A 23,566-nucleotide genomic window follows, 5' to 3' on the forward strand; every position below is an offset into this window, starting at 1 on the left:
ACGCACTGCCCGTCATTTCGGCGGTCGGGAGCGTGCCATCATCGAGCATCGATCGACAAAGTGGAGTCCGAGTGGGGAGGGCGCGTGGCGATGGAGGCCGGCCCTCGCGACAGAGAACAGCACGAAGCGGCCCTGGGTGACCCGACGAGCGGAATCCCGGGCGGTCCGACGGACGGCGACGTCCCCGTCGGCCCTTCGGGTCTGGCCACGGACGGCCCCGACGACGCGGTCGGCACCGCCATCGAGGTGGACGCCGACGAGGTCGAGGTCGAGCTGCGCCCCCAGCGCCGGCTGAGGATCTGGCAGCTGGCCCCGATCGTGGGCCTGGCCGCCCTCGGTTCGCTGATGTTCGCCTTCCCGCTCGCCTTCGGTTCCGGGGACGGCGGCGCCGTCGTCGCCATGCTCGGACTGCTCATCAGTTCCTGTGCGGCGGGCTGGGGCATGATGGCCGCCCGCAAGGTCGGCTACACCTGGCCGGGCCTCCCGCAGCGCGGCTCGGGGGAGCGCCCCGACTGGCGCGTCCTCATCCTGTACGTCTCGACGATCACGGCCCTGGTGGCCCTCGCGGTCTGGCGCGTCGCCCGCCTGCGCTGAGCTGCCGCGGCTGCGCCCCCGCCGCCCTGTGGACAACCCGGCCGCCGGTCGCGGACGGCCCGTACAGTTGATCTCGTGACCAACACGCAGACCTCATCGCTCCCGTTCCTCAAGGGCCACGGCACCGAGAACGACTTCGTGATCATTCCCGACGCGGAGAACGCCGTCGACCTGCCGCCCGCCGTCGTCGCGCGGCTCTGCGACCGCCGGGCCGGGATCGGCGGCGACGGACTGCTGCACGTCGTGCGCAGCGCCGCCCACCCCGAGGCGCGGCACCTGGCCGACGAGGCCGAGTGGTTCATGGACTACCGGAACGCCGACGGCTCGGTCGCCGAGATGTGCGGGAACGGGGTCCGGGTCTTCGCCCGCTACCTGGAGCACGCCGGGCACGTCACCGCGGGCGAGGTCGCCGTCGCCACCCGGGGCGGGGTCAAGCACGTCCACCTCGACAAGGACGGCTCCGTCACCGTCGCCATGGGCCGCGCTGTCCTCCCCGAGAACGGCGTCACCGTCACCGTCGACGGCCGCAGCTGGCCCGCGCGCAACGTGAACATGGGCAACCCGCACGCGGTCGCCTTCGTCGAGGACCTCGACCACGCGGGCAACCTCTTCACCGAGCCGCCGTACGCTCCGGCCGCGGTCTACCCGGACGGGGTGAACATCGAGTTCGTCGTCGACCGGGGCCCCCGCCACGTCGCCATGCGGGTCCACGAGCGCGGCGCCGCCGAGACGCGCTCCTGCGGCACGGGCGCGTGCGCCGTCGCCGTGGCCGCCGCCCGCAGGGACGGCGCCGACCCCGCCGAGACCGGCACCCCCGTCACGTACACCGTCGACGTGCTCGGCGGGACCCTGGTCATCACCGAGCACCCCGACGGGCGGATCGACATGGCGGGCCCGGCCGTGATCGTCGCCGAGGGCACTGTCGACCCGGACTGGCTCGGCTGACCGCCCCGACCGTGGGATCCCGCCCCGGCGGAGTCGGGGGAAGCGACGGAATCGAAACAGTCAACGACTGATTTGTCGCTCGAATGGGTGATCCGATTCACGCTGGGCGAGAGCGCGACTGCGCCACGTGGTGGGGTCGGTAGCATCAAGCACCGGCCCCCAGGGCACGCCTGGCCCGCCCACCGCCGGTCGACGTTGCCGGAGGGTGCCCCATGAGCGCAGAGGCCACCAGACCTGTGAGCGCGGCGGAGTCCGCCGACACCGAGGGGACTGTCCGCAGACGCGGACGCGCCCGGATCGACCTGCGCCGGCTCGGCCGGGCCGCCCTGCTGGGCGCCACCGCCGGACCGGCGCCCCGCGACCGGCTGCCGGACGCCATCAGCCATGTCGCGGAGGCGCACCGCGCCCACCATCCCGAGGCCGACCTGACGGTGCTGCGCCGGGCGTACGTCCTCGCCGAGTCCTCGCACCGCGGCCAGTTCCGCAAGAGCGGCGAACCGTACATCACCCATCCGCTCGCGGTGACCCTCATCCTCGCCGAACTCGGCGCGGAGACCACCACCTTGACCGCCTCCCTCCTCCACGACACCGTCGAGGACACCGAGGTGACCCTCGACCAGGTCCGCCGGGAGTTCGGCGACGAGGTCGCCTACCTCGTCGACGGCGTCACCAAGGTGGAGAAGATCGACTACGGCGCCGCCGCCGAGCCCGAGACCTTCCGCAAGATGCTCGTCGCCACCGGCGACGACGTCCGGGTGATGTCGATCAAGCTCGCCGACCGGCTCCACAACATGCGCACCCTCGGTGTGATGCGGCCCGAGAAACAGGCCAGGATCGCCAAGGTCACCCGGGACGTCCTCATCCCGCTCGCCGAACGGCTCGGGGTCCAGGCCCTCAAGACCGAGCTGGAGGACCTCGTCTTCGCCATCCTCCACCCCGAGGAGTACGAGACGACGCGCGCGCTCATCGCCGCCGAACCGGGGGCCGGTGACGCGCTCGGCGCCGTCGCCGAACAGGTGTCGGCGGTGCTCCGCGAGGCCGGCATCGGCGCCGAAGTCCTCGTCCGGCCCCGGCACTTCGTCTCCGTGCACCGGGTCCGCCTCAAGCGCGGCGAGCTGCGCGGCTGCGACTTCGGACGGCTCCTCGTCCTGGTCACCGAGGACGCCGACTGCTACGGGGTGCTCGGTGAGCTGCACACCTGCTTCACGCCGGTGATCTCCGAGTTCAAGGACTTCATCGCGGCCCCCAAGTTCAACCTCTACCAGTCCCTGCACACCGCGATCGCCGCCCCCGACGGCGCCGTGGCGGAAGTCCTCATCCGCACCCACCGGATGCACACGGTCGCGGAGGCCGGGGTCGTCGCCCTCGGCAATCCGCACGTGGGACAGGAGGCCACGGGAGCGCCGGGCACCGAGCCCGTGTCCGGGGCCGCCCTCCCGTCGGCCGCCGAGACCTCCCAGGACCCGGCGGGCCCCGCCGAGGACGGCGAGCGCGTCGACCCCACCCGCCCCGGCTGGCTCTCCCGGCTCCTCGACTGGCAGCAGTCGGCGCCCGACCCCGACACCTTCTGGACCTCGCTCCGCGCCGATCTCGCCGAGGACGACGAGATCACCGTCTTCCGCGCCGACGGCAGCGCCCCCGGCACGATCAGCCTGCCCGCCGGAGCCAGCTGCGTCGACGCCGCCTACGCGCAGCACGGCGAGGCCGCCCACGGCTGCCTCGGCGCCCGCGTCAACGGACGCCTCGCCCCGCTGAGCACCGTCCTCGGCGACGGCGACACCGTGCAGCTGCTCCTCGCCCAGGACGCCGTGTCGGGCCCCTCGCCCGAGTGGCTCGACCACGCCCGTACCCCCGCCGCCAGGATCGCGATCAGCGGCTGGCTCGCGGCCCACCCCGAGAGCGCCGCACCGGCCGCGGCCGCCACCGGCCCGCGCCCCGCGGCCAACGTCGTCGCGGACCGCCGTTCCGGCGCCGAACTCCACGCCGACCTGGAGGGGGAGCGGCCCTCGGCCGTCCGCCCGGCGGGCTGCTGCACCCCCGTACCCCCCGACAAGATCACCGGGTTCCGGGTGAGCGGCGGATCGGTCACCGTCCACCGCGCGGGCTGCGCCGCCGTCGACACCATGCGCGGTCTGGGCCGCGACCCCGTCACCGTCCGCTGGGGCGACACCGCCCACGGCAGGGTCACCCTGGTCGCCGAGTCCTTCGGACGGCCCGGCCTCCTCGCCGACCTCACCGAGGCCATCGCCGTCGCCGGGGCGGCCGTCGTCTCCGCGACCGTCGAGCCGCCGAGCGAGCAGCGGGTCCGCCACACGTACACCCTCCACCTGCCCGACGCGGCCGGCCTCTCCGCCCTCATGCGCGCCATGCGGGACGTGCCCGGCGTGTACGACGTGAGACGAGCCCGCCACCGCCCGAGCCAGGAGCCCCGGCGGGCGTGAGGGCGGAGAGGCCGGGCGCGTCGGCCGGGCCCCGGCATGACCCCCTTCGGGTGGCGGCCGAGCGCGCCGCCCGGGGGAGCGGGGGAAGCCCTGGTAGCCGTAGGGCCAGTCCTCCGGAAAGGCCTGGCCCATGCCGCTCGTCCGAACCCCCCTGCCCCGCGCGCGGTGGCTCCGCTCCGCCGTCCTGGTCGCCGCCTCGGCCGGACTCGTGGCCGCCGCACTGCCCGCCCCGGAGCCGCTCGGCATCGGGGACCCGCTCTTCCCGCACCTCGGAAACCCCGGGTACGACGTCCTCGCGTACGACCTCGACGTCACCTACCCCGGCGTGAACACCAAGCCGCTGGCCGCCGTGACCCGGATCGACGCGCTCGCCACCGCCGACCTGGAACGGATCAACCTCGACTTCACCCACGGCACGGTCTCCGCCGTCACCGTCGACGGCCTGCCCGCCAGATACACGAGCAGCGGCGAGGACCTGGTCGTCACCCCGGTCGTGCCGATCGACGCGGGGGAGCGGATCGAGGTCACCGTCACCCACACCAGCGACCCCTCCGGCCCCGCGGCCACCGGCGGCTGGGTGCGTACCACCGACGGTCTCGCCATGGCCAACCAGGCCGACGCCGCCCACCGGGTCTTCCCGTCCAACGACCACCCGGCGGACAAGGCGTACTTCACCTTCCGCATCACCGCCCCCAAGGGCCTCACCGCCGTCGCCAACGGCCTCTCCGCCGGCCGGGTCACCCACGGCTCCACCACGACCTGGACGTACCGCACCCGCCACCCCATGGCGACCGAACTCGCCCAGATCTCCATCGGCGACTCCACCGTCGTGCACCGGGAAGGACCCCACGGCCTGCCCGTCAGGGACGTGGTGCGCACCGCCGACCGGGAGGTCATGGAGCCCTGGCTCCGCAAGACCCCCGGACACCTGGAGTGGATGGAGCGGCAGGTCGGCCCGTACCCCTTCGAGACGTACGGGGTGCTCGTCGCGGACGCCGACACCGGCTTCGAGCTGGAGACCCAGACCCTCTCGCTCTTCGAACGCGGCATCTTCACCGAACCGGCGTACCCCGAGTGGTACGTCGACTCGGTGATGGTCCACGAGCTGGCCCACCAGTGGTTCGGCGACAGCGTCTCGCCCCGCTCCTGGTCCGACCTCTGGCTCAACGAGGGGCACGCCAGCTGGTACGAGGCGCTGTACGCCGAGGAGACCGCCGGCAAGTCCATGGAGCGCCGCATGAAGGCCGCCTACGCCGCCTCCGACGGCTGGCGGGCCGACGGCGGCCCCCCGGCCGCGCCCGAGCCCCCCTCGCCGACCCACAAGATCAGCCTCTTCCGGCCCGTCGTCTACGACGGCAGCGCCCTCGTCCTCTACGCGCTCCGCCAGGAGATCGGCACCGAGGCCTTCCGGCGCCTGGAGCGCCGCTGGGTCGCCGAGCACCGGGACGGCACCGCCACCACCGCCGACTTCACCGCCCTGGCCGGTGAGGTCGCGGGGCGTGACCTCGCCGCCTTCCTCCACGCCTGGCTGTACGAGGCGAAGACCCCGGCGATGCCGGGGCACCCGGACTGGCGCAGCCGCCCGGTCGAGACCGCGAGCACCGCCCCGAAACCCGGGTGACGGGCCCGCCCGGGCCGTGTCACCATCGTCGGGTCGGCGACGCGGCCGGCGGGAACCGGGGAATCTTCCGGTGCCCTCACGCGTTGTGACGACATCAGACTCATCGCTTCACCGAGGAATCGACGTGAAGCAATCGACGTAAGGATCAAATGACCTCCTCTTCTTCCCCTTCCCAGGACGAGCAGAGCTTCGCGGAGACGAGCCGTACCGAGAGCCTTCGGGCTGATGCCCTGATGGAAGAGGACGTCGCCTGGAGCCACGAGATCGACGGAGAGCGGGACGGCGACCAGTTCGACCGCTCCGAGCGCGCGGCCCTGCGCCGTGTCGTGGGCCTCTCCACCGAACTCGAGGACGTCACCGAGGTCGAGTACCGCCAGCTGCGCCTTGAGCGCGTCGTGCTGGTCGGTGTCTGGACCTCCGGGACCGTCCAGGACGCGGAGAACTCCCTCGCGGAACTCGCGGCCCTCGCCGAGACGGCGGGCGCCCTCGTGCTCGACGGCGTCATCCAGCGTCGTGACAAGCCGGACCCGGCGACCTTCATCGGCTCCGGCAAGGCGCGCGAACTGCGCGACATCGTCGTCGAGACCGGTGCCGACACCGTCGTCTGCGACGGTGAGCTGAGCCCCGGCCAGCTCATCGCCCTCGAAGACGTCGTCAAGGTCAAGGTGGTCGACCGGACCGCCCTGATCCTCGACATCTTCGCCCAGCACGCCAAGTCCCGAGAGGGCAAGGCGCAGGTCGCGCTCGCGCAGATGCAGTACATGCTGCCGCGACTGCGCGGCTGGGGTCAGTCGCTCTCCCGTCAGATGGGTGGCGGCGGTGGTGGCGGCATGGCCACCCGTGGTCCCGGTGAGACCAAGATCGAGACCGACCGGCGTCGTATCCGCGAGAAGATGGCGAAGATGCGCCGGGAGATCGCGGAGATGAAGACCGGCCGTGACATCAAGCGGCAGGAGCGGCGCCGCAACAAGGTGCCGTCGGTGGCCATCGCCGGCTACACCAACGCGGGCAAGTCCTCGCTGCTCAACCGGCTCACGGGCGCGGGCGTCCTGGTGGAGAACTCGCTGTTCGCCACCCTCGACCCGACCGTCCGCCGGGCCGAGACGCCCACCGGCCGGGTCTACACCCTGGCCGACACGGTCGGCTTCGTACGGCATCTGCCGCACCACCTGGTCGAGGCGTTCCGCTCCACCATGGAGGAGGTCGGCGACTCCGACCTCATCCTGCACGTGGTGGACGGCTCGCACCCCGCCCCGGAGGAGCAGCTGGCCGCCGTGCGCGAGGTCTTCCGGGACGTCGGCGCGGTGAACGTGCCGGAGATCGTCGTCATCAACAAGGCGGACGCGGCCGACCCGCTGGTGCTCCAGCGACTGCTGCGGATGGAGAAGCACTCCATCGTGGTCTCGGCCCGTTCGGGCCAGGGCATGGCGGAGCTGCTCGCCCTGATCGACTCCGAACTGCCCCGCCCGCGGGTCGAGCTCGAAGCGCTCGTGCCGTACACGCAGGGCGGGCTGGTCTCGCGGGTGCACGCCGAGGGCGAGGTCGAGTCCGAGGAGCACACCCCGGAGGGCACCCTGCTCAAGGCCCGGGTGCACGAGGAACTGGCGGCGATGCTCGCGCCGTACGTCCCCGCGGCGCACTGACCGGCGGCTGAACGAACAGAGGGCGCTGCCCCCCTCCCGTGACGGGAGGGGGGCAGCGCCCTCTGGCGTGGTGTGGTGCGGTCGGTACCGTCGGACGTGCCGGCGGTACCGGTTTCAGCGGTAAGGGTGTCAGCGTGCGAACTTCTTGCTGACCATCTCGTGGGCCGCCTTGGCGCCCCGGCCGAGCTGCGGTCCGGCGAGCCAGCCGTTGCTGCCGGCCGGGCCGATCGAGGTGTTCGACACCAGGGCCGTCGTACCGTTCGGCAGCACGCGGAACCAGCCGCCGCCCGAGGAACCACCGGTCATCGTGCAGCCGATCCGGTACATCGTCGGCGTGGCCGGAGCCGTGGTGAGCCGCGTCGCCCGGTCGAGGCACTTGTGCATGATCACGCCGTTGTACGGGGGAGCCTGCGGGTACCCCCAGGCGCCCACCGTCCCGGACTGCGCGGGCGCCGGCGCGGAGAAGTCGACCGGCAGCGCGACGCCGACGGTCTCCTCCAGCGACTTGCCGCCCCGCTGCGGCTGCACGTGCAGCACGGCGTAGTCGTACGGCCAGGCCTGGTTGGTGCCGCCGGACTTGATCCACTCACCCGAGGTCACGGCCCAGTCGGCCCAGTACTGGCCGTAGGGGTAGACCTCGTGCGGCTGCGCGTTGGTGAGCGCGGCCGGGGACTTGCCCAGGTCGTTGAAGGCCGGGACGAAGGTGATGTTGCGGTACCAGCCGCCCTTGCCGCCCGCGTGGACACAGTGGCCGGCCGTCCACACCAGGTTGGACTTCCCGGGCCGGCGCGGGTCCTTCACGATCGTGCCCGAGCAGACCATGTGGCCCTGCGGCGCGTCGAAGAAGATCTTGCCGACCGGGGCCGCGTTGCGGTGGTACGGCGTCTTCTCGCGCTGCGCCTTGACGGGGCGGGGCGTCGGGTCGGTGCCGCCGCCACCGGCCTGCGCGGTGATCGTCTGGTCCGGGCTCTTCGCCGACTGCATCCGCGCCGGGTCCCAGAGCCCGTCGATCACCGGGTTGACGAAGTCCTCGGCCTCACGGAGCCAGGTGTCCGTGTCCCAGTTCTTCCACTCGCCGTCCTTCCACTTGTCCAGGTCGACGCCGTGCTTCTTGAGCTTGTCGGCGAGGTCCTTGGAGAGGTCGGCGCCACCGTCGTCGGTGGCCGGCGCGGAGCTGCTCGCCCCGGCGGAGGGCTTGTCGGAGGCGGGTGTCTCGCTGGGGCCGCAGGCCGTCGCGGTCAGCGCGAGCGCGGTGGCCAGGCCGAGGGCGGCGGGTAGGAGCCGTATGGAGCGCATGAATGAATTCCCCGTTGGATTTGCCATGGACGTGTCACGAGCGGTGCACAGTATGACGGTCGCCCGAAAGGTATGCGGAGGCGGGACCCGAGGGGACCCCGGGCCCCGCCTCCTTGTCCTGACCGTGCCTAGCGGCCGGCGTACTTCTTGCTGACCTCGTCGAAGATGGCCTCGGCCTCGGGACCGAAGCGCGGGCCGGCGAGCCACCCCGCCGTCGACGGGCCGATCGAGGTGTTCGACACCAGCGCCGGCTTGCCGTCACTGCCCTTGGCGACCCAGCCGCCACCGGACGAACCGCCGGTCATCGTGCAGCCGATGCGGTACATCGTCGGCTGCTCCGCCTTCAGGGACAGCCGGCCCGGCTTGTCCGCGCACTGGAACATCTTCTGGCCGTCGAACGGCGGCGCCGCCGGGTAGCCGGTCGCCGTCAGGCTCGCGATCTTCGGCACCGCCGGAGCGTTGAACTCCACCGGGAGCGCCGAACCGACCGTCTCCTCGAGGGACTTGCCCGAGCCGCCCTTCTCCGGGGTCACCTGGATGACCGCGAAGTCGTACGGGGCGCCCGCGCCACCGGTGGACGCGCCCTCGGCGATCCACTGGTCGGAGGTCTTCACCCAGTCCGCCCACCACACGCCGTAGGGCGCGATCCGCTCCCGCGTCGCCTTCTCCAGGTCGGAGGTCGGCAGCGCCGCGTCGTTGTACGAGGGCACGAACGCGATGTTGCGGTACCAGCCGCCCTGCTTGCCCTTGTGCACGCAGTGGCCGGCCGTCCACACCATGTTCGACTTGCCGGGGTGCGCCGGGTCCTTCACGACCGTGGCCGAGCAGACCATCGAACCCTCGGGACCGTCGAAGAAGACCTTCCCGGACTCCGGAGCGTTGGAGTGGTACTTCGCCGCCACGGCCTTCGCCCGCACGGGGTCGGGCGTCGGGTCGGTCACGCCCTTGTCGCCCGAGATGTCCTCCTCCTCGACCGGCTTGTCGGGGCGCTCGGCCTCCCGCATCCGGTCCGGGTCCCAGAGGTCCTCGATGATCGGGTTGACGAAGTCCTTGGCCTCACGCAGCCACTTGTCCCGGTCCCAGTTCTTCCACTCGCCGTTGCGCCACTTGTCGACGTCGATCCCGTGTTCCTTCAGGCGCTGCTTCAGGTCCTCCGGAATCTTGATCTTGTCGACCGGGTTCTGGGCGGTCGCGGGCGCGCTGGGCTTGTCCCCCGCGTTCTCCTCGCTCGGGCCGCAGGCCGTAACGGTGAGCGTCAGCGCCGCGACGGCGGAAGCCGCCATCAGCAGCGGACGAATCGATCGCATCTCGTGATCCCCCTGGGACTACGTCTACTTGTGCTTGGGTCAACAGCGGCCGTGCCCGCTCGGGCAGCGGCCGACGGCCCCCACTATGCCGGTGCCGGAGGGGACGGTACGCGGCCGGTCGGCGGTTCCGGTCATCGTTCGGCCGTTGCCGTGCCGTGATCCGGGACACGCCAACTTCCTGCCCTCCGGCCGTGATCCCGGGCAGGCCGCGTCGTTGGTACGGACGGGGGACACAACGGTGGCGTCCGGAGCGGCTCTTGAGGCGGCTCCACGACGCCCCGATGTGCAACGCAACCGTTACAGCGGGAGGACACCGAGCCGTGGCCGTGACCGAATCAGCTCCGGCCGTTCCACCGGCCGCGCGGACCCAGACGCAGCCCCGGACGCCCGACGACACCGGCGCCGAGGCCCCCACTCCGACGGCCGCCGACACCCCGGACCGGGATCATCAGACGCCGCGGGAGCCCCGGGAGCCCCAGGCGCCTCGGGAGCCCCAGGCGCGCAAGGAGCTCCTGGCGCCGGGCGGTGGGTACGAAGGCATCCTGCGCCGCCAGTCCCTGCGGGAATCCGCCGCCCGCACCTACGCCCGGTCCCTGCCGATCGTCCCCGTACGGGCCCGGGGCCTGACCATCGAGGGCGCCGACGGCCGCCGCTATCTGGACTGCCTCTCCGGGGCCGGGACGCTGGCCCTCGGCCACAACCACCCCGTCGTCCTCGAAGCCATCAAGAAGGTCCTCGACTCGGGTGCGCCGCTCCACGTCCTCGATCTCGCCACCCCGGTGAAGGACGCCTTCACCACCGAGCTGTTCGCCACGCTGCCGAGCGGGCTCGCCGACGACGCCCGCATCCAGTTCTGCGGTCCCGCCGGTACGGACGCCGTCGAGGCGGCCCTCAAACTCGTCAGAACCGCCACCGGCCGCGACGGACTCCTCGCCTTCACCGGCGCCTACCACGGCATGACGGCCGGCGCCCTCGACGCCTCCGGGGGAGCCACCGGCGTCCGGGTCACCCGGCTGCCCTACCCGCAGCAGTACCGCTGCCCCTTCGGCGTCGGAGGCGCCCGCGGCGCCCAACTGGCCGCCCACTGGACCGAGAACCTCCTCGACGACCCCAAGAGTGGCGTCACCACCCCCGCCGGAATGATCGTCGAGGCCGTCCAGGGCGAAGGCGGAGTCATCCCCGCCCCCGACGACTGGATGCGTCGTATGCGCCGCATCACCGCCGACCGCTCCATCCCCCTCGTCGTCGACGAGGTCCAGACCGGCGTCGGCCGTACCGGCGCCTTCTGGGCCGTCGAGCACAGCGGCGTCGTGCCCGACGTGATGGTCCTCTCCAAGGCCATCGGCGGCTCCCTCCCCCTCGCCGTCATCGTCTACAGGTCCGAACTCGACGCCTGGGCACCCGGCGCCCACGCGGGCACCTTCCGCGGCAACCAGCTCGCCATGGCCGCGGGCACGGCCACCCTCGCGTACGTCCGCGAGAACAAGCTCGCCGAACGGGCCGGCATCCTCGGCGCCCACATCCTCGGCCGGCTCCAGGACCTCGCCGCCGACCACCCCTGCGTCGGCGAGGTCCGCGGCCGGGGCCTGATGATCGGCGTCGAACTCGTCGACCCCGAAGCGGCAGGCCCGGACGACCTCGTCCCACCCGCCGCCCCCGCCCTGGCCCTCGCCGTCCAGCAGGAGTGCCTCGCCCGCGGACTGATCGTCGAACTCGGCGGCCGTCACTCCGCCGTGGTCCGGCTCCTGCCCCCGCTCACCCTCACCGACGAGCAGGCCACCGCCGTCCTGGACCGCTTCGCCGACGCCCTCGCCGCAGCCGAACGGGCCCACACCCCCCACCCGCCCGCCTCCCGTCGGGCCATGGCCCCCCGGACCGACACCGGGCCGTCCCACTGAACCCGGACCGCCCCCGGCCCCACCCCAAGGAACCCCCCGTGAACGCCACCCCCACCTCCCCGGCACCCGAAACCGAGTCGCCTCTCGCCCGACTCGACACCCCGGAACCCCCCGCCGAAACACCCCTCACCAGCACGGCCACACCCACGCCCTCCCCAGCCACGTCGCCCGACACACCCACACCAGGCCCCACCCCTCCGGGCACCACCCCCCTGGGCAGCACCACCCCCGCCTTCGACGCCCCGGGCAGCACCACCCCCGTCACCCCCATCCCCGTCACCCCCACCCGGGGCGCAGCCACCCCCGAAGCCGTTGTTCCCATGGATCCCACCGTCCCGCGCCAGCACGTCGGCCCCTACGACTCCCGCCCGCACCGCCCCGTCGCGGCCGTCGATCCCCTGGACGACCCCGACCCGCAGCGCGCCGCCGACGCGGCAGCCGTCGAGAACCTGCTCCGTTGCTGGGTCCGGGAGAAGAACCTGCCCGCCCCCGGCTCCACCACCCTGCGCATCCCCCTCGACGCCAGTGGCACCGCCCTCCTCGTCCCCGTCCGCTACTGGTCACCCACCGGCTGGCACCGCTTCGGCGCCACCGCCCTCGAAGGGCTGCCCGCCACGGCTCCCGCCGTCGACGCCGTGACGGTGGCCGCCCTGCTCAGCCGGGAGACCGGCCGCTGCGAGGGCACCGAACTCGTCGGCAGGGTCGCCGACTCCGCCCGCCGCACCGCCGAGTTCCTGGAGGAACGTCGCCGGCGGCCCCAGCCGCACCCGGACGCCGACCTCTTCCTCGCCGCCGAACAGTCCCTCCTCCTCGGCCACCCCCTGCACCCCACCCCCAAGAGCCGCGAAGGCCTCTCCGAGGCCGAGTCCCGGCTCTACTCACCCGAAATGCACGGCTCCTTCCCACTCCACTGGATCGCCGTCGACTCCTCCCTCCTCGCCTCGGACTCCGCCTGGACCGAACAAGGCCGTCCGGTCAGCGCGGAGCAGATCGTCGCGGCCCTCGCCGAGGGGCTCACGCCCCCCGCGGGCACCGTGCTCCTGCCCGTACACCCCTGGCAGGCCCGCGAACTCCTGCACCGCCCCGCAGTCCGCGCCCTCCTGGACGCCGACCTACTCCACGACCTCGGTCGACACGGCAGCCCCTGGCACCCCACCTCCTCCGTCCGCACCGTGCACCGCCCCGGCGCCCGGGCCATGCTCAAGCTCTCCCTCGGCCTGCGCATCACCAACTCGCGCCGCGAGAACCTCCGCAAGGAACTCCACCGCGGTGTCGAGGTCCACCGGCTGCTCCGCACCGGCCTCGTCGACGAATGGCAGGCCGCCCACCCGGGCTTCGACATCGTCCGCGACCCCGCCTGGCTCGCCGTCGACACTCCGGACGGCGCCCCCGTCACCGGACTCGACGTCATGATCCGCCACAACCCCTTCGGGCCCGGCGACGACGCCGTCTGCATCGCCTCCCTCACCGCTCCCCGCCCCTGGCCCGGCGCCACCGTCATGCGTTCCCGGCTCGCCGATGTCATCGGCCGGCTCGCCGCCCGCACCGACCGCCCCACCACGGCCGTCGCCACCGAGTGGTTCCTCCGCTACCTCGACCAGGTCGTCCGCCCGATCCTCTGGCTCGACGGCCACGCCGGCATCGCCCTGGAGGCCCACCAGCAGAACACTCTGGTCCTTCTCGACCCCGACGGCTGGCCGGCCGGCGGCCGGTACCGGGACAACCAGGGCTACTACTTCCGCGAGTCCCACCGGAGCGAGCTGGAGAGCCGTCTCCCCGGTGTCGGCGACGACAGCGACACCTTCGTCTCCGACCAGGTCACCGACGAACGCTTCGCCTACTACCTGGGCATCAACAACGTCCTCGGTCTGATCGGTGCCTTCGGCTCCCAGCAACTCGCCGACGAGCGCGTGCTGCTGGCCGCCTTCCGCAGCTTCCTCACCTCCGCGACCGGCCTCGGCTCCCCGCTGCCCCACCGTCTCCTGGAGGCCGCGACCCTGCGCGGCAAGGCCAATCTCCTCACCCGCCTGCACGGTTTGGACGAACTCGTCGGCCCCGTCGACACCCAGTCCGTGTACGTCACGGTCACCAACCCCCTCCGTAACTGATCCTGATATCCCGGCCCGGCCGCACGGCCCGGCCCGCACCGCCCCACCAGACCCGCCCCACCTTCCCGGGGACCCACCCCGACCGCACCGCCGAGAGGAGAGCGACTCCGTGTCACCCGCCCGCCCAACGGTCGAACCGCCCGGGGACGACACCCTCGACCTGAGGCTCGACGACCTCGTCGCCCTCCTCGAAAGCGGTCATCTCGATGCCGAACTGCTCGACGGCGACCTCCTGGACTCCGTGGCCTCCTGGGGCCCCGCCGACACCCCTGTCGGCACCTTCCGGCTCGTCCCCGTACGGCTCGGAAGGGATCTGCCGATCCTCACCCGGTGGATGAACGACCCCGCCGTCTCGGCCTTCTGGGAACTCGCCGGCCCGGACACCGTGACCGCCGACCACATCCGTACCCAACTGGAGGGCGACGGCCGCAGCGTCCCCTGCCTCGGCGTCCTCGACGGCACGCCCATGAGCTACTTCGAGATCTACCGCGCCGACCTGGACCCGCTCGCCCGGCACTACCCGGCCCGCCCCCACGACACCGGTATCCATCTGCTGATCGGAGGCGTCACCGACCGGGGCCGAGGCGTCGGCACCACGCTCCTGCGCGCCGTCGCCGATCTCGTCCTCGACCACCGTCCCCGCTGTACCCGCGTCGTCGCGGAACCCGACATCCGTAACACCCCCTCCGTCTCGGCCTTCCTCAGCGGCGGCTTCCGCTACGCGGCGGAAGTCGACCTCCCCGACAAACAAGCGGCGCTCATGCTCCGCGACCGCGCCCTCCGTCACGTTCTGTGAACACCCTCTGTCATCTGAACGCCGCTGAACCCACAGTGGTTCCCACTCCGAGGAGTCCCCGTGTCGATGTCCCCTGCACCCCACGACTCCGCACATCCCGCCCAGGCCAACCCCGCCGCTTCCGCCCACACTCCCGTCAACTCCACTGGTCCCAGCCCTGATCAGCCCCAGACCCCCGTACTGCTCGCGCCCCCCGAGCTGACCTCAGCCGCCTGGACCCGGGTCTCCTCGCGCCTCCTCGCCAAAGCCCTCGCCGAGTTCGCCTACGAGGAGATCATCGAACCCGCACCCGTCACAGAGTGTGAAAGAGGCCAGTACGCGCTGCGGCTCGACGACGGCACCGCCCTCACCTTCCGGGCCCGCCGCGGCGCCTACGACGGCTGGTACATCGCCGCCGACTCGATCACCCACGAGGGCCGGCCCCTGACCGACCCCCTCGACTTCCTGGTCCGCGCCCGAAAGCTCCTCCAGCTCGACGGCGCCACCCTCGGCCACCTCATCCGCGAGCTCTCCGCGACCCTCGCCGCCGACGCCCGCCTCGACCACACGGCGCTCACCGCCGCCCGGCTCGCCGCACTCTCGTACGCGGAACTCGAAGGCCACCAGACCGGCCACCCCTGGCTCGTCCTCAACAAGGGCCGCGTCGGCTTCTCCGCCACCGACGCCGCCCGCTGGGCCCCCGAGGCCCGCCGCGCCACCCGGCTGCCATGGATCGCGGTCAGCAACCGCATCGCCGCCTACCGGGGAGTCAGCGGCCTCGACACCCCCGACCGCCTCTACGCCCGGGAGCTGGACCCCGAGGTCCACGCCGCCTTCCGGGCCGAACTGACCGCCCGAGGTCACCAGCCCGACGGCTACCTCCTGCTGCCCGTCCACCCCTGGCAGTGGGACGAGATCCTGCTTCCCCTCTACGCCCCGGCCGTCGCCACCGGGGCCGTCGTCCCGCTCTCCACCGACACCGACCTCCGGCTCCCGCAGCAGTCGGTCCGTACCTTCCTCAACACCAGCCGCCCCGACCGGCACACCGTCAAACTCCCGCTCTCGGTGCTCAACACCCTCGTCTGGCGGGGACTGCCCACCGAACGCACCCTCGCGGCGCCCGCCGTCACCGCCTGGGTCCACGGCCTGCGCGACGCGGACCCGTTCCTGCGCGACGAGTGCGGGGTGATCCTCCTGGGGGAGGTCGCCTCCGTCACGGTCGAGCACCCGCTGTACGACCGGCTCCCCGAAGTCCCTTACCAGTACAAGGAACTCCTCGGCGCGATCTGGCGCGAACCCCTGCGCCTCCCCCCGGGCGAGCGCGCCCGTACCCTCGCCTCCCTGCTGCACACGGACCCCGACGGCCGCGCGTTCGTCGCCGAACTCGTCGAGCGTTCCGGACTCGCTCCCACCGTCTGGCTCCAGCACCTCTTCGCCGCGCTGCTGCCCCCGCTGCTGCACTTCCTCTACCGGTACGGGACGGTCTTCTCCCCGCACGGCGAGAACGCCATCGTGGTCTTCGACGACCAGGACGTCCCCGTACGCATGGCGATAAAGGACTTCGTCGACGACGTGAACATCAGTTCCCACCCCCTCCCCGAACACGACACCCTTCCGGACGACGTCCGCGCCGTCCTCCTGACCGAGGAACCCGACTTCCTCGTCCAGTTCATCCATTCGGGGCTCTTCGTCGGTGTCTTCCGCTACCTCGCGCCGCTCTGCGAGGAACAACTCGACGTGCCCGAGGAGGACCTCTGGTCCCTCGTCCGTGCCGAGATCATGCGTCACCAGGCCCGCTTCCCGGAGCTGAAGGAGCGGTTCGAACTCTTCGGCCTCTTCACCCCCCGTATCGAGCGGCTCTGCCTCAACCGCAACCGTCTGCACCTGGACGGCTACCGGGACCGGCCCGACCGCCCGCATGCCGCCGTCCACGGAACCGTCCCCAACCCGCTCGCGTGACGCGCGCGCGTGCCCTGGCTGTCAGTGGCGCCCCGTAGGGTGGAAGGGCTATGACGAAGCCATCCCTCCCCGACCTCCTCCACGCCGCCGTCTCCGCCGTCGGCGGCACGGAGCGACCCGGCCAGGTCACCATGGCCGAGGCCGTGGCCGAGGCCATCGACGACAACTCCCACCTCCTCGTCCAGGCCGGCACCGGCACGGGCAAGTCGCTCGGCTATCTGGTGCCGGCGCTGGCCCAGGGCGAGCGGGTGGTGGTGGCCACGGCCACCCTGGCGCTGCAGCGCCAGCTCGTCGAGCGCGATCTGCCGCGGACGGTGGACGCCCTGCATCCGCAGCTGCGCCGCCGCCCCCAGTTCGCCATGCTCAAGGGCCGGTCGAACTACCTCTGTCTGCACCGGCTCCACGAAGGGGTCCCGCAGGACGAGGAAGAAGGGCTGTTCGACCCCTTCGAGGCGGCCGCGCCCTCCAGCAAGCTCGGCCAGGACCTCATCCGGCTCCGCGACTGGTCGGACGAGACGGAGACCGGCGACCGGGACGACCTGACGCCCGGCGTCTCCGACAAGGCCTGGGCCCAGGTCTCGGTCTCCTCGCGGGAGTGCCTCGGCGCCACCAAGTGCGCGTACGGGCCGGAGTGCTTCGCCGAGGCGGCCCGGGAGCGCGCCAAGCTGGCCGATGTCGTCGTCACCAACCACGCCCTGCTCGCCATCGACGCCATCGAGGGCGCCCCGGTGCTGCCGCAGCACGAGGTGCTGATCGTCGACGAGGCCCACGAGCTGGTGTCCCGGGTCACCGGCGTCGCCACCGGCGAGCTCACCCCCGGTCAGGTCAACCGCGCCGTGCGGCGCTGCGCCAAGCTGGTCGACGAGAAGGTCGCCGACCAGTTGCAGACCGCGGCCGAGGGTTTCGAGCGGGTGATGGAGCTGGCCCTTCCGGGGCGCCTTGAGGAGGTCCCGGAAGACCTCGCGTACGCGCTGATGGCGCTGCGTGACGCGGCCCGCGCGGTGATCACGGCCCTGGGTTCCACCCGGGACCGGTCCGTGCAGGACGAGGACGCCGTGCGCAAGCAGGCCATGGCCTCGGTGGAGACAGTCCACGGAGTGGCGGAGCGGATCACCCAGGGCTCCGAGTACGACGTCGTCTGGTACGAGCGCCACGACCGTTTCGGCGCCTCGCTGCGGGTCGCGCCGCTCAGCGTGTCGGGCCTGCTGCGGGAGAAGCTCTTCACGGAGCGCTCCGTGGTGCTGGCCTCGGCCACGCTCAAGCTGGGCGGCGACTTCAACGGCGTCGGTGCCTCGCTCGGGCTGGCCCCGGAGGGCACCACGGGCGACGACCTGCCCGTCTGGAAGGGCATCGACGTCGGCTCCCCGTTCGACTATCCCAAGCAGGGCATCCTGTACGTCGCCAAGCACCTGTCCCGCCCCGCGCGGGACGGGGACCGCGGCGACATGCTCGACGAGCTGACCGAGCTGATGCAGTCGGCCGGCGGACGGACGCTCGGTCTCTTCTCCTCCATGCGCGCGGCGCAGCTGGCGGCCGAGGAACTGCGGACCCGGGTTCCGGAGCTGCCGATCCTGCTCCAGGGCGAGGACACGCTGGGTGAGCTGATCAAGAACTTCGCCGCCGACCCGAAGACCTGTCTCTTCGGCACGCTGTCGCTCTGGCAGGGCGTGGACGTTCCCGGCCCCAGCTGTCAGCTGGTCGTCATGGACAAGATCCCGTTCCCGCGCCCGGACGACCCGCTGATGAGCGCCCGGCAGAAGGCCGTGGAGGAGGCCGGAGGCAACGGCTTCATGGCGGTCGCGGCGACGCACGCGGCGCTGCTGATGGCCCAGGGCGCCGGCCGGCTCGTACGGGCCACGGGGGACCGGGGTGTCGTGGCGGTGCTCGACCCGAGGCTGGCCACCGCACGGTACGGCAGCTACCTCAAGGCCTCGCTGCCCGACTTCTGGTACACGACGGACCGCAATCAGGTACGGAAGTCGCTGGCGGCGATCGACGCGGCGTCGAAGGCGTAGGGGACCTGAGCCGTAAGCGAACGAAGGAGCCCCGGGACACCCCGGGGCTCCTTCGTGTACGGCCGTGTTCGCGCGACCGCCTTCTCCGGACACGGCAGGGCCCCTGGACCGGCGCAGTGGGTCCAGGGGCCCGGTCAGAGCCGGCGAGGTGGGTCATACCCGCCGGAGGACTGCCACGACCTTGCCGAGGATGGTGGCCTCGTCGCCGGGGATCGGCTGGTACGCGGCGTTGTGCGGGAGCAGCCACACGTGACCGTCCTCGCGCTTGAAGCGCTTCACCGTGGCCTCGCCGTCGAGCATGGCGGCGACGATGTCGCCGTTCTCCGCGACGGGCTGACGGCGGACGGTGACCCAGTCGCCGTCACAGATGGCGGCTTCGATCATCGAGTCGCCGACGACCTTGAGGACGAACAGCTCGCCGTCGCCGACCAGCTGGCGGGGAAGGGGGAAGACATCCTCGACGGATTCCTCGGCGAGGATCGGACCGCCGGCGGCGATGCGGCCGACCAGCGGGACGTACGACGCGGCGGGCTTGCCCGTGGTGTCGGTCGGCTGGGTGCTCGGCTGGTCGGATCCACGGACCTCGTACGCGCGGGGCCGGTGCGGGTCACGGCGCAGGAAGCCCTTGCGCTCGAGCGCCATGAGCTGGTGTGCGACCGAGGAGGTGCTGGAGAGGCCCACCGCCTGCCCGATCTCGCGCATCGACGGCGGGTATCCCCGCCGCTGGACCGAGTCGCGGATGACTTCGATGACCCTGCGCTGGCGGTCGGTGAGGCCGGAGCTGTCCGCCCTGATGCCTGGAGGTCGTCCGGGAAGGGCGCGGGCGGGTCGCCCGGGGTCCTCGCCGTTCATGCTGATGTCATTCATGGCATGCACCGGCTCGAGTCGGCCCTGGGAGCGGTCCTGGGCGGTGATGGTGGCACTGTCTGCGGTGGTGGTCACGTCGTCGGCCCCTCTCGAATGGTCTCCCTCGCTGGCACAACGGTAGTAGCTTTCGAAAGGTTGCGCCAAACACACGTTCGAGTGAAAATTCGCAGATTGCCTTACGCCTGTACCTAGGGGGGTGTATGAGCACTCTCACCCCGCCGACCCAATTCGGTCATTACGGTAACCTCGCCGCTGGGTCGCGGGATCCGGTGCGCCCGCCCAGTGTCGCACCCGGAAGCCCTGAAACATGGGAGCCGCCGCGCCGCGACACGCGCAGGGTCCGGAATCGCCCACAACCCAAGATCTAGTGGTTGTATGTCTTCGGCCACCCAGGGGTAGTGGTCCCCGGTCTCTCGGGGGTCCTCGCATCACCTATGCTGGTGGTCGCTTCGCAGGGCCCTCGGGGGCCCGGTGAGGTTCACCAGTCGTGCCATGAAGGAGGGTCGGAACCAATGCACTGCCCCTTCTGCAGGCACCCCGACAGCCGCGTCGTCGACAGTCGCACCACCGACGACGGGACGTCGATCCGGCGTCGTCGCCAGTGCCCCGACTGCTCCCGTCGTTTCACGACGGTCGAGACGTGCTCGCTCATGGTGGTGAAGCGGTCCGGAGTCACCGAGCCCTTCAGTCGTACCAAGGTCATCTCCGGTGTGCGCAAGGCGTGCCAGGGGCGACCGGTCACCGAGGACGCCCTCGCCAAGCTCGGCCAGCGGGTCGAGGAGGCGGTGCGCGCCACCGGCAGCGCCGAGCTGACCACCCACGACGTGGGCCTGGCCATCCTCGGACCCCTGCAGGAGCTCGATCTCGTCGCGTACCTGCGCTTCGCGTCCGTGTACAAGGCTTTCGACAGCCTCGAAGATTTCGAGGCCGCCATCGTGGAACTCCGCGTGCGGCCTCCCGCTGAGAACCGTGGGACCGGAGCGACCCCCGAGGTCCCCGTTCCCGCCACCCCCGCCGACTGATCCGGCGGTCCGGGCCGACAGGTTCCGGCGACCGGCCGCCGAAGCGGCCCGGCAGACGTGCCCCGAGCGACCTCTGTGGCGCTTGTGGCAGCAGTACAGAACGACGTACAGAAGACGGTGCCCTGGGACTATCTGGGCGCCAAAGTGTGTTTTGCCCGTATATGGGAGGCGGCATGACAGAGACGGCGAGCGGTCCGGCACGTGGTTCTCGTTCCAAGGGGACGAAGGCTGCGGGCAAGGGCCTGCGCATCGAGCGCATCCACACCACCCCCGGCGTGCATCCGTACGACGAGGTGGCCTGGGAGCGCCGTGACGTCGTCATGACCAACTGGCGCGACGGCTCGATCAACTTCGAGCAGCGTGGCGTCGAGTTCCCCGACTTCTGGTCGGTGAACGCGGTCAACATCGTCACCAGCAAGTACTTCCGCGGGGCGGTCGGCACCCCGCAGCGCGAGACCGGTCTCAAGCAGCTCATCGACCGGATCGTGAAGACGTACACGAAGGCCGGCGAGGAGCACGGCTACTTCACCTCGCCCGCCGACGCCGAGATCTTCGAGCACGAGCTGGCCTACGCCCTCCTGCACCAGATCTTCAGCTTCAACTCGCCGGTCTGGTTCAACGTCGGCACGCCCCAGCCCCAGCAGGTCTCCGCCTGCTTCATCCTGTCCGTCGACGACTCCATGGAGTCCATCCTCGACTGGTACAAGGAAGAGGGCATGATCTTCAAGGGCGGCTCCGGCGCCGGCCTGAACCTCTCCCGTATCCGCTCCTCCAAGGAGCTGCTCTCCTCCGGCGGCAACGCCTCCGGACCGGTCTCCTTCATGCGTGGTGCCGACGCCTCCGCGGGAACGATCAAGTCGGGCGGTGCGACCCGTCGCGCGGCCAAGATGGTCATCCTCGACGTCGACCACCCCGACATCGAGAACTTCATCGAGACCAAGGTCAAGGAGGAGGAGAAGATCCGCGCCCTCCGTGACGCGGGCTTCGACATGGACCTGGGCGGCGACGACATCACGTCCGTCCAGTACCAGAACGCCAACAACTCGGTCCGCGTGAACGACACGTTCATGAAGGCCGTCGAGTCCGGCGGGAAGTTCGGCCTCACCTCCCGTATGACCGGCGAGGTCATCGAGGAGGTCGACGCCAAGTCGCTCTTCCGCAAGATGGCCGAGGCCGCGTGGGCCTGCGCCGACCCGGGCATCCAGTACGACGACACGATCAACCACTGGCACACCTGCCCCGAGTCCGGCCGCATCAACGGCTCGAACCCGTGCAGCGAGTACATGCACCTGGACAACACGTCCTGCAACCTCGCCTCGCTGAACCTGATGAAGTTCCTCAAGGACGACGGCAAGGGCACCCAGTCCTTCGACGTCGAGCGCTTCGCCAAGGTCGTCGAGCTCGTCATCACCGCGATGGACATCTCCATCTGCTTCGCCGACTTCCCCACCGAGAAGATCGGCGAGAACACCCGCGCCTTCCGCCAGCTCGGCATCGGCTACGCCAACCTCGGCGCCCTGCTGATGGCGACCGGCCACGCGTACGACTCCGACGGCGGCCGCGCCCTCGCCGGCGCCATCTCCTCCCTGATGACCGGCACCTCGTACAAGCGCTCCGCCGAGCTCGCCGCGGTCGTCGGCGCGTACGACGGCTACGCCCGCAACGCCGAGCCGCACCAGCGCGTCATGCAGCAGCACGCCGACGAGAACACCAAGGCCGTCCGCGTGGACGACCTCGACTCGCCGATCTGGGCCGCCGCCACGGAGGCCTGGCAGGACGTGATCCGCCTCGGCGCCAAGAACGGCTTCCGCAACGCCCAGGCCTCGGTCATCGCCCCGACCGGCACCATCGGTCTCGCGATGTCCTGCGACACCACCGGCCTCGAGCCCGACCTCGCCCTGGTCAAGTTCAAGAAGCTGGTCGGCGGCGGCTCGATGCAGATCGTCAACGGCACCGTCCCGCAGGCCCTGCGCCGCCTGGGTTACCAGGAGGAGCAGATCGAGGCGATCGTCGCCCACATCGCCGAGAACGGCAATGTGATCGACGCCCCCGGCCTGAAGACCGAGCACTACGAGGTCTTCGACTGCGCCATGGGCGAGCGCTCCATCTCCGCGATGGGCCACGTCCGCATGATGGCCGCCATCCAGCCGTGGATCTCGGGCGCCCTCTCCAAGACCGTGAACCTGCCGGAGACGGCCACGGTCGAGGACGTCGAGGAGGTCTACTTCGAGGCCTGGAAGATGGGCGTCAAGGCGCTCGCGATCTACCGCGATAACTGCAAGGTCGGCCAGCCGCTCTCCGCCAAGAAGAAGGAGAACGAGAAGGCCGAGGTCACCGCGAAGTCCGAGGCGACGATCCGCGAGGCCGTCGAGAAGGTCGTCGAGTACCGCCCGGTCCGCAAGCGTCTGCCCAAGGGCCGTCCGGGGATCACCACCTCCTTCACCGTCGGTGGCGCCGAGGGCTACATGACCGCCAACTCCTACCCGGACGACGGTCTCGGCGAGGTCTTCCTCAAGATGTCCAAGCAGGGTTCGACGCTCGCCGGCATGATGGACGCCTTCTCCATCGCCGTCTCCGTCGGTCTGCAGTACGGCGTCCCGCTGGAGACGTACGTCTCGAAGTTCACCAACATGCGCTTCGAGCCGGCCGGCATGACGGACGACCCGGACGTGCGGATGGCGCAGTCGATCGTCGACTACATCTTCCGTCGCCTGGCGCTCGACTTCCTGCCCTTCGAGACCCGCTCCGCCCTCGGCATCCACTCGGCCGAGGAGCGTCAGCGCCACCTGGACACCGGCTCGTACGAGCAGTCCGAGGAGGACGAGGTCGACATCGAGACCCTCGCCCAGTCGGCGCCCCGCGCCCAGGAGTTGAAGGCCGTCGCCACCCCGGCGCCGAAGACCGAGGTTCCGGCCCCGAAGCAGGCGCACACCTCGGCGGAGCTCGTCGAGATGCAGCTCGGCATCAGCGCCGACGCCCCGCTCTGCTTCTCCTGCGGCACCAAGATGCAGCGCGCCGGCTCCTGCTACATCTGCGAGGGCTGCGGCTCGACCAGCGGCTGCAGCTGACACCGGA

15 protein-coding genes are annotated in these 23,566 nt (G+C 71.4%); 12 read left to right on the forward strand and 3 right to left on the reverse strand.

Going from position 1 to position 23,566, the window contains the following annotated elements; genetic code table 11:
• The first annotated feature begins 90 nt into the window (after positions 1 to 90).
• From V4Y03_RS25770 to hflX, 5 genes are all read left to right on the forward strand, one after another.
• A complete protein-coding gene (locus V4Y03_RS25770; protein ID WP_317878124.1) occupies positions 91 to 594 on the forward strand; it encodes a hypothetical protein in 504 nt (167 codons plus the stop codon).
• Positions 595 to 669: 75 nt separating this feature from the next.
• On the forward strand, positions 670 to 1,539 hold the full coding sequence (gene dapF, locus V4Y03_RS25775) for a diaminopimelate epimerase (protein WP_332436416.1): 870 nt from the start codon (positions 670 to 672) through the stop codon (positions 1,537 to 1,539).
• A 212-nt stretch (positions 1,540 to 1,751) separates the two neighbouring features.
• Positions 1,752 to 3,980 (forward strand): RelA/SpoT family protein, encoded by a 2,229-nt coding sequence (locus V4Y03_RS25780; protein ID WP_332436417.1) that lies wholly within the window; start codon positions 1,752 to 1,754, stop codon positions 3,978 to 3,980.
• Positions 3,981 to 4,110: 130 nt separating this feature from the next.
• Positions 4,111 to 5,601 (forward strand): M1 family metallopeptidase, encoded by a 1,491-nt coding sequence (locus V4Y03_RS25785; protein WP_332436418.1) that lies wholly within the window; start codon positions 4,111 to 4,113, stop codon positions 5,599 to 5,601.
• A 149-nt stretch (positions 5,602 to 5,750) separates the two neighbouring features.
• Complete coding sequence (hflX, locus tag V4Y03_RS25790) at positions 5,751 to 7,244, forward strand: GTPase HflX (protein WP_332436419.1); 1,494 nt, start codon at positions 5,751 to 5,753, stop codon at positions 7,242 to 7,244.
• Between the two features lie 129 nt (positions 7,245 to 7,373).
• On the opposite strand, the gene V4Y03_RS25795 is transcribed toward hflX, so the two are convergent.
• Positions 7,374 to 8,540 (reverse strand): trypsin-like serine peptidase, encoded by a 1,167-nt coding sequence (locus tag V4Y03_RS25795; RefSeq protein WP_332436420.1) that lies wholly within the window; start codon positions 8,538 to 8,540, stop codon positions 7,374 to 7,376.
• A gap of 128 nt (positions 8,541 to 8,668) precedes the next feature.
• The gene (locus V4Y03_RS25800; RefSeq protein ID WP_332436421.1) at positions 8,669 to 9,847 is read right to left on the reverse strand and encodes a trypsin-like serine peptidase; all 1,179 of its coding nucleotides are present in this window, start codon (positions 9,845 to 9,847) and stop codon (positions 8,669 to 8,671) included.
• 320 nt (positions 9,848 to 10,167) lie between these two features.
• Here V4Y03_RS25800 and V4Y03_RS25805 point away from each other — a divergent pair, with 320 nt between their 5' ends.
• The 5 genes from V4Y03_RS25805 (at position 10,168) to V4Y03_RS25825 (ending at position 18,602) form a co-directional block, all read left to right on the forward strand.
• Positions 10,168 to 11,745: a diaminobutyrate--2-oxoglutarate transaminase family protein gene (locus tag V4Y03_RS25805; protein WP_332436422.1), complete on the forward strand. Its 1,578-nt coding sequence runs from the start codon at positions 10,168 to 10,170 to the stop codon at positions 11,743 to 11,745.
• A 212-nt stretch (positions 11,746 to 11,957) separates the two neighbouring features.
• Positions 11,958 to 13,853, forward strand: a complete 1,896-nt coding sequence (locus tag V4Y03_RS25810; protein ID WP_443079888.1) for an IucA/IucC family protein — start codon at positions 11,958 to 11,960, stop codon at positions 13,851 to 13,853.
• Between the two features lie 109 nt (positions 13,854 to 13,962).
• The gene (locus V4Y03_RS25815) at positions 13,963 to 14,649 is read left to right on the forward strand and encodes a GNAT family N-acetyltransferase (protein WP_332436424.1); all 687 of its coding nucleotides are present in this window, start codon (positions 13,963 to 13,965) and stop codon (positions 14,647 to 14,649) included.
• 66 nt (positions 14,650 to 14,715) lie between these two features.
• On the forward strand, positions 14,716 to 16,587 hold the full coding sequence (locus V4Y03_RS25820; RefSeq protein ID WP_332436425.1) for an IucA/IucC family protein: 1,872 nt from the start codon (positions 14,716 to 14,718) through the stop codon (positions 16,585 to 16,587).
• A gap of 50 nt (positions 16,588 to 16,637) precedes the next feature.
• On the forward strand, positions 16,638 to 18,602 hold the full coding sequence (locus tag V4Y03_RS25825; RefSeq protein ID WP_332436426.1) for an ATP-dependent DNA helicase: 1,965 nt from the start codon (positions 16,638 to 16,640) through the stop codon (positions 18,600 to 18,602).
• A 153-nt stretch (positions 18,603 to 18,755) separates the two neighbouring features.
• Here V4Y03_RS25825 and lexA read toward each other — a convergent pair whose 3' ends face one another.
• Positions 18,756 to 19,544 (reverse strand): transcriptional repressor LexA, encoded by a 789-nt coding sequence (gene lexA / locus V4Y03_RS25830; protein ID WP_317873544.1) that lies wholly within the window; start codon positions 19,542 to 19,544, stop codon positions 18,756 to 18,758.
• Between the two features lie 437 nt (positions 19,545 to 19,981).
• On the opposite strand from lexA, the gene nrdR reads away from it, so the two are divergent.
• Together nrdR and V4Y03_RS25840 are read left to right on the forward strand one after the other, a co-directional pair.
• Positions 19,982 to 20,491, forward strand: coding sequence for a transcriptional regulator NrdR (gene nrdR / locus V4Y03_RS25835; RefSeq protein WP_317873545.1), 510 nt, complete (start codon positions 19,982 to 19,984; stop codon positions 20,489 to 20,491).
• A 173-nt stretch (positions 20,492 to 20,664) separates the two neighbouring features.
• Entirely contained in the window at positions 20,665 to 23,559 is a 2,895-nt protein-coding gene (locus V4Y03_RS25840; RefSeq protein ID WP_317873546.1) for a vitamin B12-dependent ribonucleotide reductase, read from the forward strand.
• Positions 23,560 to 23,566: the final 7 nt, after the last annotated feature.

This window comes from Streptomyces sp. P9-A4, assembly GCF_036634195.1.
Lineage (GTDB): Bacteria > Actinomycetota > Actinomycetes > Streptomycetales > Streptomycetaceae > Streptomyces.